Raw genomic sequence first — 15,694 nt, 5'->3', positions numbered from 1 at the left:
TCGGCGGGTTGACTGTCTCATCACCCTGCTTGCCGACGGCTTGACGATTCGTTCCCCGGGCGTTCAGACGGCTGTCTGTGCCTGTGATGTGTGGTGCCCCTAGGGTCCCTGAGGATTCGAAAGAAGGGGCTCATGGGGACACTCCACGCGGTCCGGGCCGCCGGGATCACGAAGTGCTTCGGCGAGGTCGTCGCGCTCGACGGTGTCGACCTGGACGTGACGCAGGGACAGATCCATGGTCTGGTCGGGCCGAACGGCGCGGGCAAGACCACCCTGCTCGGTCTGCTGCTGGGCCTGGCCGTCGCCGACGGCGGGCGTCTGGAGATCCTCGGGACGCAGGTCGGGCGGGCGTTCGCCGCTCCCGATGGCGTCGCCGGGTTCGTGGACGGCCCCGGTCTCTACCCCTCGCTCACCGCCCGGCAGAACCTCGCCGCGCTGGCCGCTCTGCGCGGTGGTGACGCGCGGACGGCGGGCATCGACGACGTCCTCGACGAGGTCGGGCTCACCGACGTCGCCGACGACCGCGCCCGCGGCTTCTCGCTCGGAATGCGCCAACGCCTCGGCCTCGCCGCCGCGCTGCTCACCAGGCCCCGCCTCCTCGTGCTCGACGAACCCTCCAACGGCCTTGATCCGGCGGGCAAGAGACATGTGCACGGGGTCCTCACCCGGCTCGCCGCCGACGGCACCGCCGTAGTGCTCTCCAGCCACCGCATGGACGACCTGGAGGCGCTCTGCTCCGAGGTCACCATCCTCGCCACCGGACGGGTCGTCTTCTCCGGCCCGTTGGGCAAACTGGCCACCGAGAGCCGTGAGCTCGAGTACCGGTTGCGGACGTCCGACGCGCGGGCCGCGCGCGACCTCGCCGCCACGATCACCGGGGTCCGGGTCGTCGACGACGCCGGGGTGCGGCAGGACGCCGAGGCGTTCGTCGTGCGCGCGCTGACCCCCGCCCTGGACGCCCTGGTCGCCGGGCTCGTGCGGTCGGGCATCGCGGTCCGTGAACTCGCCCCGGTGGTATCGCCGTTGGAGGCCGCGTTCCTCGCCCTCACCGAGCAGGAAGAGGGGGCCGGCCGATGACCACCGTGGCCGTCGCCGAACCCGTCGCCGTGACCCGCCCCGTCTCCGTCACGCGCGGCTACCGCTTCGAACTCGTCAAGCTGGTCTCGCAGTGGCGGATCCGTCTGCTGGTGCTCGCCTGCTGGATCGCCCCGGCGCTCTTCGTCGCCGGGGTGAGCGAGCAGAGCACGCTTCCCTCCGACACCCTCTTCGGCCGCTGGATGCACGCCACGGGGTGGGCAGGACCGCTGGTGATGCTCGGGTTCGCGGGCAGTTGGGCGCTGCCGTTGCTGACCTCGCTGGTCGCCGGTGACGTGTTCGCCGCCGAGGACCGGCTCGGCACCTGGCGCCATCTGCTGGTGGCGGTCCGCTCGCCCGCGCGGATCTTCGCCGCGAAGGCGCTGGCCAGCCTCACCGTCATCCTGGCGCTGGTGGCGGGGCTGGCCGTCTCCAGCACGGTCGGCGGGCTCCTGGCCGTCGGCAACCAGCCGCTGGTCGGGCTCGACGGACACCTGCTGGCGCCGGGGGACGCGGCCGGCCGGGTGCTGCTCGCCTGGCTCTGCGCCCTCGCCCCGACCCTGGCCCTCGCCGCGATCGGCCTCCTCGGGTCGGTCGCGCTCGGGCGGTCCTCGATGGGACTGCTGCTGCCCGTGCTGGTCGCGCTCGCGATGCAGGTCGCCCAGATGCTGCCGCTGCCCGTCGCCGTGCGCCTCGCCCTGCCCGGCTACGCCTTCATCGCCTGGAACGGTCTGTTCACCAGCCCGGCCCAGCTCACCCCGCTCCTGACCGCGGTCGCGGTCAGCCTCGCATGGGCCGTGCTCGCCACCGCGCTGGCCCATCTCCTGTTCGTACGAAGGGACTTCACCAACCCGGCCTACGACGGCTCCGGGCGCCGCGCGTTCACCTTCGGTGTGCTGCCGCTGGCCGCGCTGACCGCCGTCACCGTCGGGGCGGTCGCCATGGCGACTCCGTCGACGGCCTCCGGGATCGAGCAGGCGAAGGTGCAGAAGTCCCTCGCCGTCGTCTTCGCCCACCTCTACCGCCTCCAGACGCGGCAGCTCCACCGGCCCGCCGTCACCGAGGCCCAGTTGCGGACCTCGGCGGTCTGCACCAAGAGCGACGGCCAGGCCGCCCAGGAGGGGGCGGGCAACGACTGGCGCTGCGTCGTGAGCTGGCATCTCCCCGGGGTCGCGGTCACGGGAACGGCGATCTACCAGCTCGACATCACCTCGGACGGGCGGTTCGTGGCGGACGGTGACGGTCCCAAGGAAGTCAACGGCTACTTCCTGGTGCGGACTTCCACCGGCGACGCCCCGAATCCGCTGTGGCAGTTCGACGGCAACGTCGAACTGCTCGAAACCCAGTGAAGGGAACAGTTCCGTGCAGGTAATCCGCCAGCGTCGGATCAGCGAGAAGAAGCAGGTCAACCTCTTCGGCAGACACGTCGGCCGCCGGGCACTGCTGGTGACGACGGGAATCGCCGTCGCCCTGGGTGTCACGGGCACGGCGGTCGCCTCGACCTACAAGTTCGGCACCCAGCAGGTCGGCCAGACCACCGCCGACGGCCAGGTCATCTCCAGCGACCAGTACATCAAGCCGTACGGCAGCCGCACGGTCATCAACGACGGCAAGATCATGTCGTCCACGGTCAGCCCGGACGGCACCCGCCTCGCGGCCTCGATCACCGACGGCGACGCCTCCCTGGTGGTCATGGACCTCGCCACGGGGCAGATCAAACAGAAGATCGGCACCAGCACGGCGGACGACCTGCGCATCAGCAGCGGTGCCGTGGGCCAGGAGGGCCCGACCTACTCGCCCGACGGCAAGCAGCTGTGGCTCGGCCAGGCGAACGGCTACACCAGGTTCACCGTCAACGCCGACGGCACCCTCGCGAGCCCCACCGCCGTCCCGATCCCGGCCGACGGCACCAAGCAGGCCCTCGTCGGCGCGGCCGTGTTCTCCGCCGACGGCTCGACCGTCTACTCCGCGGTCAACGGCCAGAACAAGGTCGTCGCCATCGACGCGGCGACCGGAACCGTCCGGCAGAGCTGGGCAGTCGGCACCGCCCCGCGCGGACTCGCCCTGGTCGGCGGCAAGTTGTACGTCAGCAACGAGGGCGGGCGTCCGGCGAAGGCCGGCGACACCACCATCAACTCCTACGGCACGGACGTGCCCGCGAACCCGGACACGGGCGCGAGCACCACCGGCACGGTCAGCGTCATCGACACCGCCGACCCGTCCGCCGCCGTCGCCACCATCGCCGTAGGACTGCACCCGACCGCGGTGTACGCGAAGCAGGGCGCGGTGTTCGTCACCAACACCGCCGACAACAGCGTGTCCGTCATCGACACCCGCAAGGGCAGGGTCGTCCAGACCATCGCCACCCAGCCGTGGCCGGAGGCGTCCGTCGGCTACGAGCCGAACGCGGTGACGCTCACCGACGACGGCCGGCTGCTGGTCACGCTCGGCCGCGCCAACGCGGTCGCCGTCTACCGCTACAGCTCCCCGCAGCAGCCCGCCCGCTACGTCGGCCTGCTCCCCACGGACTACTTCCCCTCGGAGATCACCGCCGTCGGCAAGCAGGTCGTCGTCTCCAACACCCGTGGCGTCGACGCGCTCCGCCCCGACGCGGCCGGCCACAACACGCACGACACGACGTCGAGCGTCACGCGGTTCACCCTGCCCAGCGACCTCGTCGTCAGGTCGCAGACGGCCAAGGTCTTCCGGCAGAACGGCTGGACGCCCGGCTCGGTCACCACGGCCAGGGGCAAGAGCCGCGCGAAGGCCGTCCCGGTCCCGACCCGCATCGGCGACCCCTCGACGATCAAGCACGTCTTCCTGCTGGTCAAGGAGAACCGCACCTACGACCAGGTCTTCGGCGACCTCCCGCAGGGCGACGGCAACGCCTCGCTCACCCAGTTCGGCGCGAACGTGACCCCCAACCAGCACGCGCTGGCCGAGCAGTTCGGGCTCTACGACAACTTCTACGACATCGGCACCAACTCCGCCGAAGGCCACAACTGGCTGATGCAGTCGGACAACCCGGAGTACACCGAGTCCTCGGCCGGCGAGTACACCCGCAGCTACGACACCGAGAACGACGTCCTCGGCCACCAGAAGTCCGGGTTCATCTGGACCGGCGCGCAGGCGGCCGGGAAGACGGTGAAGGACTTCGGCGAGTTCCAGTCGCTGGAGACCAAGCCTGCCGGCGCGACCTGGCAGAACCTGTACTGCGACAGCAAGAACATGGCCGCGACCGGCGCGCAGACCGCCTACCCCATCAAGACGGGCTCGGCGATCCCCTCCCTCAACAAGGTGTCGGTGCAGGGGTTCCCGCTGTTCGACCTCGATGTGCCGGACATCTACAAAGAGCAGATCTGGCAGCAGGACTTCGACAAGAACGGCCCGGCGAACCTGAACATGTTCTGGTTCTCCAACGACCACACCGGCGGCCCGGCCAACGCGGCGGCGGAGGTCGCCGACAACGACCTCGCGGTCGGCCGGATGGTCGACAAGATCACCCACAGCACGTACTGGAAGGACTCGGCGATCTTCGTCGTCGAGGACGACTCCCAGGCGGGCCTCGACCACGTCGACGGCCACCGCGCCCCGGTCCAGGTCATCAGCCCGTACGCCCACCACGGCACGGTCGACGCCCACTACTACTCGCAGATCACCATGGTCCGCACGATCGAGCAGATCCTCGGCATCCACCCGATGAACCAGCTCGACAGCGCGGCCACCCCCATGTACGGGGCGTTCACGAGCAAGCCCGACAACACCCCGTTCACAGCGGTCCCCAACCGCACCTCCCTGACCCTGGGCGTGAACCCCCAGCCGTCCTGCGGCTCGGACACCCCGGCGGCCCAGGACACGAGCGCGGCAGCCGCACCGACATCCGTGTCGGTACCGCCGGCCGCGAAGTCGCTCGCGGCCCAGTGGAAGACGTGGGCCTCCCACCAACGCCTCACGGGTCCCCACGCGGTCCCCGACTACGCCAACCCCACCCAGATGAACCGCTACACCTGGTACCAGACCCACAACTGGACCAGCCCGTACCCCGGCGACAAGAAGGTCTACGCCCCGGGCGACGTGCCCGGCGCGTACCTGCCCTCACCGGAGAACGACGGCTGACACAGCCCGGAAGGGGGCCCACCGGGCCCCCTTTCAGGGCCTCAGCCGACAGCCAGGCCCAGGGAGCCGAGGCCGGACAGGTCGTGCGCCCTGACGCTGTTCCGGTCCGTCGCCGCCCGCCCCAGCGCATGATGCGGCCACAGCCCGCCCGCCACCCGCCGCGACCGCTCCCCCCACTCCCGCGCCTCGATCCCGCCGGCCTTGTAGTGGTTGAGGGCGTACCCCCCGGAGTGCACGCGCAGCAGCAGGAAACCGCCGGGATAGTCCTTCGCGGCGGTCACCTCCTGCTGGACGACGTGCGGCGCCCGCACCAGCACGGTCCGCTTGTTGCGATGGGTGTGCCCCGCGTGGTGCAGGAAGACGCCCGGCGCGGAGGCGTACGCGTCGACGATCGCCCGCGCCTGCCGCCGGTCCAGCTGCTGCCCCCGGGTCACCGGGAACACGGAGTCCCGTACCGTCAGCGGATGGTGGCCGAAGACGACGGTCGGCCGGTCCGGATCGGCCCTGAGCCGGCCCCGGAACCAGGACAGCTGCTCCTCGCCGAGCCCGCCCGCGTCACCGCCGTTGCCGGCCTTGGCATAGGTGTCGAGCCCGATGATCCGCAGCCCGCCGAGATCGTGGGCGAAGTAGCCGGGTCCGTCACCGCCGTCGAAGCCCTCACGGAACCCCTCCCGGAACGTGTCGGCGGAGTCCCCGGCACGGTCGTGGTTGCCGCGTACGACGAGGTAGTCCCGGCCGAGCGTGCCGAAGCCGTCCAGGATGCCTCTGGCCTCGGCCAGGTCCCGCGGCGATCCCCCCGCCGAGATGTCCCCGGCGGCCAGCAGGACGTCCGCCCCGCGCCGCCTGGCCTCCTCGACCAGGGCCCGGGTCATGATCTCCGGATAGGCGGCGAGGCCCGCCGCCTGCGACACCCCGCGCAGCAGCGGGAAGCCCGCCATCCGGCCCGCGGTGGTCTCGCCGAGGTGCAGGTCGTTGCAGAGGGCGATGGACAGCAGATGCCTGCCGGGCGGGGGCTGGGGCGTGGTGAAGGAGTAGGTGCCGGTCAGGGAGCCGAGGCCGTGCCGTGAGGTGCCGACGGCGTTCCCGCGCACGTGCTGCAACGGCGTCGGCAGGGCGGTGACGCCCTGGGAGCGGGCCCGGTAGTAGTACGTCTGCCCGGGCTCCAGGCCGGTCAGCTCCACCTGGTGGTGCGCGGTGGGGCGGTCCTCGGCCGCGACGCGGTTGAGCCGGGCCGGGTGGGTGCCGTAGAGGACCTCGCCCTCGGTGACCGCGGGGAGCGGATGGCCGAAGCCGTCGTCGGTGCCGGGTGTCCGGGTGTGCCAGGTGATGATGGCGCTGTCCTCGGTGAGGGTGACCAACTCCAGGTGTACGGCGGCCGGCTGGCGGTACCTGCCGCGCGGCAGACCGGCGTGGGCGGCCCGCAGCAGGGCCGGGGCGAGGAGCGTTCCGGAGCGCAGGACGTCGTACGGAGTGGGGAGCGCGGAGAGGGCCGCGAGGGGAGCCGAGAAACAGCAGCGCATACCCCATTGTTGCCCCAGTGCCGTGAACGCCGGTGGTGGCGGCGACGGCGGCAGCCGTACCAGTGCGCTACGACAGGGCGGTGCGCACCGCCCTGACCAGCGCCTGCGCCCGTGGGTCGGCCGTCACGCTCTTGCGGAACGAATTCGTCACATACCCGAACGCGATGCCCGACTCCGGGTCCGCGAAGCCCAGGGCGCCGCCCCGGCCGGGGTGGCCGAAGGACGTCTCGGAGAGGAGCGGGGACGCGCTGCCGTGCAGCATGTAGCCCAGGCCGAAACGGGTGCCGATGACCAGGACGCGGTCCGGGCCCGAGGAGCGTTCCGTGCGGGCCGCTTCGACCGTCTCCGGGGTGAACAGCCGTGCCCCGCCGTCCACTTCGCCGATCAGGGACGCGTAGAAGCGGGCCAGTCCGTCCGCCGTCGCGATGCCGTTGGACGCGGGCAGTACGGCCGCCCGGTACGCGGGATCGTTCTCGTCCGGCATCGGCGTGATCGCCCCGAACGCGCGCCGGGTGAGGGAGTCCGGGTTCGCGTACGCCTCGGAGACCGAGCGCTTGGGGCGGGTGCGGAGGACACCCGGGTCCGTCGCCGGGGTGTCCAGCTGCGCGACCCGGCCCACCCGGTCCGCCTGAGCCGCTGGCAGGCCCACCCACAGGTCGGCCCCGACCGGGCCCGCGATCTCGTCCGCGATCCACGCCCCGATCGACCGGCCCGTCACCCGGCGGACCACCTCACCGGTCAGCCAGCTGTACGTCTGCGCGTGGTACCCGTGGTCCGTGCCCGGCTCCCACACCGGCGCCTGCGCCGCCACCGCCGCCGCGCCGAGCACCGGGTCGGCCGCCTCGTCCGGGGTCAGCGGACGGTCCAGCACCGGCACGCCCGCGCGGTGGGCCAGAAGATGCCGGACGAGGGTGTGCTCCTTGCCCGCCGCCTTGTACTCCGGCCAGTACTCCCCGACCGGGGCGTCCAGGTCCAACTGCCCGCGCTGTGCCAGCAGCAGGAGGGCGGCGGCGGCCACACCCTTCGTCGCCGAGCGCACGATCTGAGCCGTGCCCCGCTCCCAGGGCGCGGTGCCGTCGACGTCCTTCGTGCCCGCCCAGAGGTCCACGACCCGGTGTCCGTGCCGGTAGACGGTCACGGCCGCGCCCCGGTCGCCGCGCACCTCGAAGTTGGCCGCGAACGCCTCCCTGACCGGCTCGAAGCCCTCGGCCACCAACCCGTTCACGTCCACGCCCGCGCTCCCCGTCCCGAAGTTCCGCCGTACCGCTGTCCTCTTTCACCCAAGCAGGATCGTGACGTCGATGTTCCCGCGGGTCGCGTTCGAGTACGGGCAGACCTCGTGCGCCGCGTCCACCAGTTTCGCCGCGATGCCCTGGTCCAGGACCGGCAGGGACACGCTCAGGGCGACCGCGAGGCCGTAGCCGTGCTGCTTGTTGGGGCCGATGCCGACCTTCGCGGCGACCGTCGAGCCGGTCAGGTCGAAGCCCGCCCTGCGGCCGACCAGGACCAGCGCGTTGTGGAAGCAGGAGCTGTAGCCGGCCGCGAAGAGCTGCTCGGGGTTGGTGCCGTTGCCGTCGCCGCCCAGCGCCGGGGGCATCGCGACCTGGAGGGCGAGCTGGCCGTCCTGGCTGCTGACGAAGCCCTCCCGGCCGCCGTGGGCGGTGGCCTCGGCGACGTACATGATCTTCGTCGGACGGGTGTCGACAGCGGTGTCAGCGGTGTCGTCGGTGTCGTCGGTCATGGCGGGACCTCCCCCAGGGACGGAAACACGAGAGCGCACAACTACATCGTGCACAAGATACTGACCGGTAGGGCGCCCTTGCCCACCGGGGGCGCGAACCGCCGGTAACCCGAGGTCGGCCGGTCAGCGAGCCCTCTCCGCCGCCGCCTCCGCGCGCTCCGCGAGCCGCCACAGCTCCGCCCGCAGCCGCGTGACCTCGGACATCTCCAGTTCCGTCGCCGCGAGCAGCGCGCCGGGGACACCCGCCGCCCGCCCCCGGAGCGCTGTACCGCGCTCCGTGCACGCCACCAGCACCGAGCGCTCGTCGTGCGCCGCCCGCTCGCGGTGGACGAGACCCGCCGACTCCAGGCGCTTCAGCAGCGGTGACAGCGTGCCGTAGTCGAGGTGCAGGGCGGTCGCGAGGTCCTTGATCGGGGTCTCGCCGCGCTCCCAGAGGACGAGGAGGACGAGATACTGCGGATAGGTCAGCTCCAGCTCGTCCAGGAGCGGGCGGTACGCGGCCGTCAGCGCCCGCTGGGCCGCGTACAGCGCGAAGCACAACTGCTCGTCGAGGAGCAGCGAGCCGGCCTCGGTGTGGTCCTCGTTCGTCACGCGCCCATTGTCACGGACCGCGGGTCGAACCCGAAGGGCAACTCCAGGCGATGGGCGCGCATCAGCTCGTCGTCGGCGAGGAGTTCACCGGTCCTGCCGTCCGCCGCGATGACGCCCTCGCTGAGGATCAGCGCACGCGGGCACAGCTCCAGGGCGTACGGCAGGTCGTGCGTGACCATGAGGACCGTCACGTCCAACGACCGCAGGATGTCGGCCAGTTCACGGCGCGAGGCGGGGTCGAGGTTGGACGAGGGCTCGTCGAGGACGAGGATCTCCGGCTCCATCGCCAGCACCGTCGCCACGGCGACGCGCCGCCGCTGCCCGAACGAGAGGTGGTGCGGGGGACGGTCCGCGAAGTCCGCCATGCCGACCGACTCCAGTGCCGTACGCACCCGTTGCTCCAGCTCGGCGCCCTTCATCCCGGCCGCCGCCGGGCCGAACGCCACGTCCTCGCGGACCGTCGGCATGAAGAGCTGGTCGTCCGGGTCCTGGAACACGATCCCGACCCGGCGCCTGATCTCCGCCATGTGCCGCCTGCCGACCGGGAGTCCGGCCACCGTCACCGTCCCGGCGCCGGCCGTGAGGATGCCGTTGAGGTGCAGGACGAGGGTGGTCTTCCCGGCGCCGTTCGGACCGAGCAGGACGACGCGTTCACCGCGCTGGACGGTGAAGTCGACGCCGAACAGGGCCTGTCGGCCGTCGGGATAGGCGAAGGCCAGTCCGGCCACTTCGAGCGAGGGGGTCACAGCGTCCATCCCAACAGGCATACGACGAGGGCGGCACAGGGGAGTGCGAGGGCGTACGACCACTGCGCCCGGGACGCGGTCACCTCGTCGATCACCGGCATGGACCCCGTGTATCCCCGGCTCAGCATGGCCAGATGGACCCGCTCCCCGCGTTCGTAGGAGCGGATGAACAGCGCGCCCGCCGACTTCGCGAGCACGCCCCAGTGGCGGACGCCCCGGGCCTCGAAACCCCGTGACGCGCGGGCGATCCGCATCCGGCGCATCTCGTCGGTGACGACATCGCCGTAGCGGATCATGAACGACGCGATCTGGACCAGGAGGGGCGGGAGCTTCAACCGCTGGAGTCCCAGGAGGAGTTCGCGGAGTTCGGTGGTCGAGGCGAGGAGCACGGACGCGGCCACGCCCAACGTGCCCTTCGCCAGGACGTTCCACGCGCCCCAGAGGCCGTTCACGCTCAATCGCACGCCCAGGACGGTGACGTGGTCGCCCTCCGCGACGAAGGGCATCAGCACCGCGAACGCCACGAACGGGACCTCGATCAGCAGGCGGCGCAGCAGGAAGCCCGCGGGCACGCGGGCCGCGTACGCGACGCACGCGAGGAGCACGGCGTACAGGCCGAACGCCCACATCGCCTCGCGCGGGGTCGACACCACGACCACCACGAAGGCGAACACGGCGGCCAGCTTGGTGTGCGGGGGCAGCGCGTGCACGGGGGAGTGGCCGTGCCGGTAGAGGCGATGTGCATGCCCCGCGCCCACGTCAGACCACCTGCGAGGTGCCGCGGCGCCTGCGGACCGCCCAGAAGACGCCGGTGCCCGCGACGACCGTCACGCCCACGCCGATCACCCCCGCGAGGCCCCCGGACAGCCGGGCGTCCTCCACATCGCGCACGCCGTAGTCCGCGAGCGGGGAGTCCGCGCTCGCGTGCTCCTCTGCCGTGCGGTCGATGCCCTGGTCGGCGGCGACCTTCTCCAGGCCGTCGGGGTTCGAGGAGGCGTAGAAACTGACGAAACCGGCGAGGACGAGGGAGGCGACCAGGCCGCCGATCCACAGCCTCCGGCGCGAGGTGCCACGGGCGGCGACCGGCTCCGACGGCCGCGCCGCGTCCACGAGTTCGCCGCCCACACGCAGCTTGAGGCGCTGCTCCAGGCCGCGCGCGCCATGCACGAGATCCGGGCGTACGGCGATCACGGCGCCCACCGTCAGCGCGGTGATCGCGGCCTCGCCGATGCCGATGAGGACGTGCACGCCGATCATCGCGCCGGCGACCTTGCCGAGGGAGACGTCGGTGGTGCCGCCGAGTGCGTAGATGAGGGTGAAGACGAGGGCGGCGGCCGGGACCGAGAGCAGGGCGGCCACGAAGGACGCGGCGGTGATCGAGCGGCGGCTGCGCGGGAGGATCTTGACCAGGCCGCGGAAGACGGCGTAGGCCACCAATGTCGTCGTGATCGCCATGTCGGTGATGTTCACGCCGAGCGCGGTCAGGCCGCCGTCCGCGAACAGGACGCCCTGCATGAGCAGGACGACCGAGACACAGAGGACGCCGGTGTAGGGGCCGACCAGGATCGCGGCCAGCGCCCCGCCGAGGAGGTGGCCGCTGGTGCCGGCCGCGACGGGGAAGTTCAGCATCTGCACGGCGAAGATGAACGCGGCGACCAGTCCCGCCAGCGGCGCCGTCCGTTCTCCCCCACGCTCGGCCTCGTCCGCGCGGGGGGCGCCCCCGAGCTCGCGGCGGGCACCGCGCAGGCTCACGGCGATGGCGCCGGCGGCGACCAGACCGGTCGCGGCGGACATGGGGGCGTCGATGAATCCGTCAGGCACATGCACGGAATGATTTTAGATGGTTATTGCGAGTGCTTTGCAAGAGCCAGACATGCGTGGATCGAGGCCGCTTCAGATGTGAGATCTGTCGCCCCGACGAGCGCTCCCGGGAAAATGTGCGACATTTGGGTAGTGGAAGCGGATGCATAGCTCTCACACAGGTCACTCAGCGTAAGGGGCCGCCCGATGTCCGTAGTCGAACAGTACGCGCGAGCCCATATCGTCACCGACGAGGACGTGGACCGGCTGGATGCTGACGCGGTCCCCGTCGTCCTGCGGTACGACCCCGAATCCGACCCCCGAGCCGTCCGCATCGGTCTCCCGGGACCGCATGAATGGACCTTCGACCGGGCCCTGCTGGAGCAGGGGCTGCGATCCCCGGCCGGCAGCGGCGAGGTGCGGGTGTGGCCGTGCGGGCGCGTGCAGGCCGTGGTCGAGTTCCACTCCGAACAGGGCGTCTCCGTCGTCCAGTTCGAGACGAAGACGATCATGCGGTTCCTGCGCCGCACCTACATGGCCACCACTCCGGTCGCGAGCTGAGCCCCGCGGCCGTAGCGGATCAGGGGCTCGGCACATTCAGCCGGTTCAGCCGGTCGGGCGGGCCCGGTCGGTTCAGCCGCCGAGGCCGGCGCCCAGCTTGAGCAGGGCCGCCACGATCGGGCCCGCCGTGTCGCCGCCGTGGCCGCCCGCCTGGACGACGCCCGCGGCGACGAGGTCGCCCTTGTACGCGGTGAACCAGCCGTTGGGCTTCTTCTGGCCGTCGACCTCCGCGGAGCCCGTCTTCGCGCCGTAGTCCGGACCGAGTCCGGACATCGCCTTGGCCGCCGTGCCGTAGTCCGCCGTGTACTTCATGACCTCCTTCAGCTGGGCCTGGGTCGTCGACGACATCGAGCGCGACGCCTTCGCGATCGTGCGGTTGTCGACCGTCGGCGAGACCAGGTACGGCTGGTGGAAGGTGCCCGTGTCGACCGTCGCGGCGACCGACGCCATGTTCAGCGGGTTCATGCGGACCCCGCCCTGGCCGATCAGCGAGGCGCCCATCTGCGCGCCGCTCTGCACCGGGACCGAGCCGTCGAAGGTGGGGACGCCGATGGCCCAGTTGTTCATGCCGAGGCCGTAGACCTGCTGGGCCTCCGTCGTCAGGTCGCTGTTGGACAGCTTGGGCGCGAAGTTGATGAAGGCGTTGTTGCAGGACGCCCCGAAGGCCATCTTGAACGTGCCCTTCTTGATCTCCGAGTCGTCGTCGTTGTGGAAGGTCCAGCCCGCCAGCTTGTACGTCTTGGGGCAGGGGTGGGACGCGTCCGGGGTGACGAGCTTCTTCTCGAAGAGCATCGTCGACGTCACGATCTTCATCGTGGAGCCGGGGGCGAGGGAGCCCTGGAACGCCACGTTGAAGCCGTGCGAGGCGTTCGCCACGGCCAGGATCTCGCCGGTCGAGGGGCGCATCATGACGACCGAGGAGTTCTTCTGCTTGCCGACCTGCGTCTCGGCCGCCGCCTGGAGGGTCGGGCTGAGCGTCGTCTTCACCTTGCCCGGCGTGCCCTTGCTCAGCTCCAGCAGCGTCTTGTCGGACTCCTTGGACCCCTTGCCCCGGATCACCCGCAGCTCGATGCCCGCCTTGCCGCCCGCCTTCTTGCCGAACTTCTCCCGCAGCCCGTCCAACACCGCGCCCAGCGACGGGTACTTGGCCGCCGTCAGCTCGCCGCCGTCCCGGTCGTAGGCCTTGATCGGCGGGGTCCCGGACTCGCCCGTGACCAGGGTGTCGCCGTCCGCGAGGTCCGGGTGGACGACGGAGGCGTGCCAGGAGACATACGGCTTGCCGTCCTTCGCGCTGCGCACGACCGTGAGTGAACTCGCGTACGACATGGGCTTGTTGATGCCCTTGTACGACACCGTGCACTTCACGGAGAAGGGGACCTTGGCGCCGGTGCGGGCGCCCTGGGTGACGGTGAGGCCCTTCATGTGGGCGTTCTTCGTGTACCCGGTGAGCAGGGCGGTGGCCGCCGTCGACCTGTCCGTCGTCGCGGCGGCCTGGGCGACCTTGCCCTGCTGCCAGTCGGCGAGGAATCGCTGCGCGGTCGTCTGCACCTCGGTCGCCGACAGCGGGCCCGTCTTGACGGCCTTGTGGTCGGCGGTGCCCGACGTGCGCGCCTCGGCGGACGCGCCGCCGTCGTACAGCGCGTAGGCGCCGACGCCCGCGGCGACGACCGCCACGGCGATCACCCCGCCGACCACGGCCGGTCTCGCCGTGCGCTTCTCGGCCACGCGCCTTCTCTTGCCCCTCGTGCCCACAGTTCCCGATCCTCCGCGAATCCCATTGGGCCCCGCCGTCCCGGCCCTCAGCCCTCACACACCCCAACGACGGGGCACACCCTAGAGTCCCGTCCTGTGCGGGTGAGTTCCCGTCTCACGGGGGTGAGTTCAGCCACCCGCCGCCAGCACGGCCCGGACGATCGGGCCCGCGGCGTCGATGCCGTGACCGCCGTCCTGTGTCATCGCCGCCGCGGCCACGTCGTCGCGGTAGCCGGTGAACCAGCTGTTGGACTTCGACTGCCCGTCCACCTCGGCCGACCCCGTCTTCGCGCCGATGCTGCCGCCCAGCCCGGACATGATGCCGGCGGCGGTGCCGGTGGTCGCGGTGCGGTTCATCATCGCGCGCAGCTGGGCCGACGTACTCGCCGACAGGCCCCGGGCGGTGGCCAGTTCGCGGTCGTCGAGGCTCTGTGCGACGAGCACCGGCTGGCGGAACGTGCCCGTCTTCGCGGTCGCCGTCACCGACGCCATGTTCAGCGGGCTCATCTGCACCTGGCCCTGGCCGATCAGGTTGGCCGCGGTGTCCGGGCCGCCGGACGCGGGCACCGAGCCGTCGAAGGACGGGATGCCGGTCTTCCAGTTGTCGCGGCCGAGGCCGAAGCGGTCCTCGGCCTCCTTGGTCAGCGAGTCCACCTTGACCGAGTCGGCGAACTTCACGAACGCCGTGTTGCAGGAGCGGGCGAAACTGTCGGCGAGCGTCGCGCCCTCGTCCGGCGACAGACCCTCCAGGTTGTGGAAGGTCTGGCTCTGCCAGGTGGCGGTGGGCGGACAGGGCGCCGCGCCGGTCATGCTGGTGATGTCGTTGTCGATGAGCGTGGCGGCGCTGATGATCTTCATCGTGGAGCCGGGCGCCAACTTGCCGAGGAACGCGGCGTTGAAGCCGTCGTTGCGGTTGTTGGCGACCGCCAGGATCTGGCCGGTGCTCGGCTGCACGGCCACCACGGACGACTCCGAGTACTTGGTCACGGCCCGCTCGGCGGCGGCCTGCGCGCCCGCGCTGAGCGTCGTGCGCACCTTGCCGGCCTTGCCCTTCTCCAGGGTCATCAGCGTGGTGTCGGCGGAGTCGGCGACGGGGTGCTTGATCGCCAGCTCGATGCCCGGCGTACCGCCCGCCTTGTCGCCGTACTTGGCGCGCAGCTCGTCCAGGATCGGGCCGAGCGACGGGTACCTCTCCTTGGTCAGCACGGTTCCGTTCCGGTCCACGGCCTCGATCGCCGGGCTCTCGGACTCGCCGGTGACGAGGGTGTCGCCGGTCTTCAACTCCGGGTGCACGACGGACGGTTGCCAGTCGACGAGGGCCCGCCCCGTGGTCTCCCCGCGGACGACCGTCAGCCGGCTCCGGTAGGTGAGCGGCTTGTCGATGCCCTTGTACGACACCGTCGCCCGCACCGTGAACGGCACGGTGGCGCCCGTCGTCGTACCGGGCGTGATCTTCACCTTCGTGATGTGACCCGCTCCGCCGTACGACTCCAGCACGGGGTCGGCGGCGGCGTCGTTGTTCGTGTACGACGCGGCGGACACGGCCTCGCCGCTCTCCCAGGCCGCGAAGAACTTCTTCGTCGTCTCCTCGACCTCGTCGCCGCTGGGCGGCCCGGTCTTCTTGGCCGCGGCCCCGCCGACCCCGGCCACACCGTCCGAACCCCCGAGCGCGGACACGAGGTTGAACGCCCCGTACCCCGCGCCGCCCACCATCACGGCGAACACACTGCCGACGACGGTGGCCTTCACCCCCTTGCGCATGCCCCTGTCCCTCCCCGTTGTCAGTCCTTCGA

13 protein-coding genes are annotated in these 15,694 nt (G+C 71.3%); 4 read left to right on the top strand and 9 right to left on the bottom strand.

What is annotated here, in order from left to right:
• The first annotated feature begins 132 nt into the window (after positions 1 to 132).
• From ACIRB1_RS12995 to ACIRB1_RS12985, 3 genes are read left to right on the top strand one after another with little or no spacing between them, the layout of a single operon-like run.
• Positions 133 to 1,077: an ABC transporter ATP-binding protein gene (locus tag ACIRB1_RS12995; protein ID WP_352181890.1), complete on the top strand. Its 945-nt coding sequence runs from the start codon at positions 133 to 135 to the stop codon at positions 1,075 to 1,077.
• A complete protein-coding gene (locus ACIRB1_RS12990; RefSeq protein WP_403465571.1) occupies positions 1,074 to 2,423 on the top strand; it encodes an ABC transporter permease in 1,350 nt (449 codons plus the stop codon). The genes ACIRB1_RS12995 and ACIRB1_RS12990 overlap by 4 nt, the downstream gene beginning before the upstream one ends.
• A 13-nt stretch (positions 2,424 to 2,436) precedes the next feature.
• Complete coding sequence (locus tag ACIRB1_RS12985) at positions 2,437 to 5,190, top strand: phosphoesterase (RefSeq protein ID WP_403465570.1); 2,754 nt, start codon at positions 2,437 to 2,439, stop codon at positions 5,188 to 5,190.
• Positions 5,191 to 5,231: 41 nt separating this feature from the next.
• On the opposite strand, the gene ACIRB1_RS12980 is transcribed toward ACIRB1_RS12985, so the two are convergent.
• From ACIRB1_RS12980 to ACIRB1_RS12950, 7 genes are all read right to left on the bottom strand, one after another.
• Complete coding sequence (locus ACIRB1_RS12980; RefSeq protein ID WP_352181893.1) at positions 5,232 to 6,710, bottom strand: metallophosphoesterase family protein; 1,479 nt, start codon at positions 6,708 to 6,710, stop codon at positions 5,232 to 5,234.
• Between the two features lie 67 nt (positions 6,711 to 6,777).
• A complete protein-coding gene (locus ACIRB1_RS12975; RefSeq protein ID WP_403465569.1) occupies positions 6,778 to 7,941 on the bottom strand; it encodes a serine hydrolase domain-containing protein in 1,164 nt (387 codons plus the stop codon).
• 45 nt (positions 7,942 to 7,986) lie between these two features.
• A complete protein-coding gene (locus ACIRB1_RS12970) occupies positions 7,987 to 8,451 on the bottom strand; it encodes an organic hydroperoxide resistance protein (RefSeq protein WP_352181895.1) in 465 nt (154 codons plus the stop codon).
• A 123-nt stretch (positions 8,452 to 8,574) separates the two neighbouring features.
• Positions 8,575 to 9,042: a MarR family winged helix-turn-helix transcriptional regulator gene (locus tag ACIRB1_RS12965; RefSeq protein ID WP_403465568.1), complete on the bottom strand. Its 468-nt coding sequence runs from the start codon at positions 9,040 to 9,042 to the stop codon at positions 8,575 to 8,577.
• On the bottom strand, positions 9,039 to 9,797 hold the full coding sequence (locus ACIRB1_RS12960; protein ID WP_403465567.1) for an energy-coupling factor ABC transporter ATP-binding protein: 759 nt from the start codon (positions 9,795 to 9,797) through the stop codon (positions 9,039 to 9,041). Before ACIRB1_RS12960 ends, ACIRB1_RS12965 begins: the two co-directional genes overlap by 4 nt.
• On the bottom strand, positions 9,785 to 10,546 hold the full coding sequence (gene cbiQ / locus ACIRB1_RS12955) for a cobalt ECF transporter T component CbiQ (protein ID WP_403465566.1): 762 nt from the start codon (positions 10,544 to 10,546) through the stop codon (positions 9,785 to 9,787). The genes ACIRB1_RS12960 and cbiQ overlap by 13 nt, the downstream gene beginning before the upstream one ends.
• 1 nt (position 10,547) lies before the next feature.
• Entirely contained in the window at positions 10,548 to 11,615 is a 1,068-nt protein-coding gene (locus ACIRB1_RS12950; RefSeq protein ID WP_403465565.1) for an energy-coupling factor ABC transporter permease, read from the bottom strand.
• A 180-nt stretch (positions 11,616 to 11,795) separates the two neighbouring features.
• On the opposite strand from ACIRB1_RS12950, the gene ACIRB1_RS12945 reads away from it, so the two are divergent.
• The gene (locus tag ACIRB1_RS12945; RefSeq protein ID WP_266771467.1) at positions 11,796 to 12,149 is read left to right on the top strand and encodes an SsgA family sporulation/cell division regulator; all 354 of its coding nucleotides are present in this window, start codon (positions 11,796 to 11,798) and stop codon (positions 12,147 to 12,149) included.
• Positions 12,150 to 12,221: 72 nt separating this feature from the next.
• Here ACIRB1_RS12945 and ACIRB1_RS12940 read toward each other — a convergent pair whose 3' ends face one another.
• Positions 12,222 to 13,901: a penicillin-binding transpeptidase domain-containing protein gene (locus ACIRB1_RS12940; protein WP_403465564.1), complete on the bottom strand. Its 1,680-nt coding sequence runs from the start codon at positions 13,899 to 13,901 to the stop codon at positions 12,222 to 12,224.
• Between the two features lie 129 nt (positions 13,902 to 14,030).
• A complete protein-coding gene (locus ACIRB1_RS12935) occupies positions 14,031 to 15,662 on the bottom strand; it encodes a penicillin-binding transpeptidase domain-containing protein (RefSeq protein ID WP_403465563.1) in 1,632 nt (543 codons plus the stop codon).
• Positions 15,663 to 15,694 lie beyond the last annotated feature (32 nt).

The organism is Streptomyces sp. NPDC096013 (genome assembly GCF_044763565.1).
GTDB lineage: Bacteria > Actinomycetota > Actinomycetes > Streptomycetales > Streptomycetaceae > Streptomyces.
The sequence above is the reverse complement of the archived record's forward strand: the minus strand, read 5'-3'. Positions and strand labels throughout refer to the sequence as shown.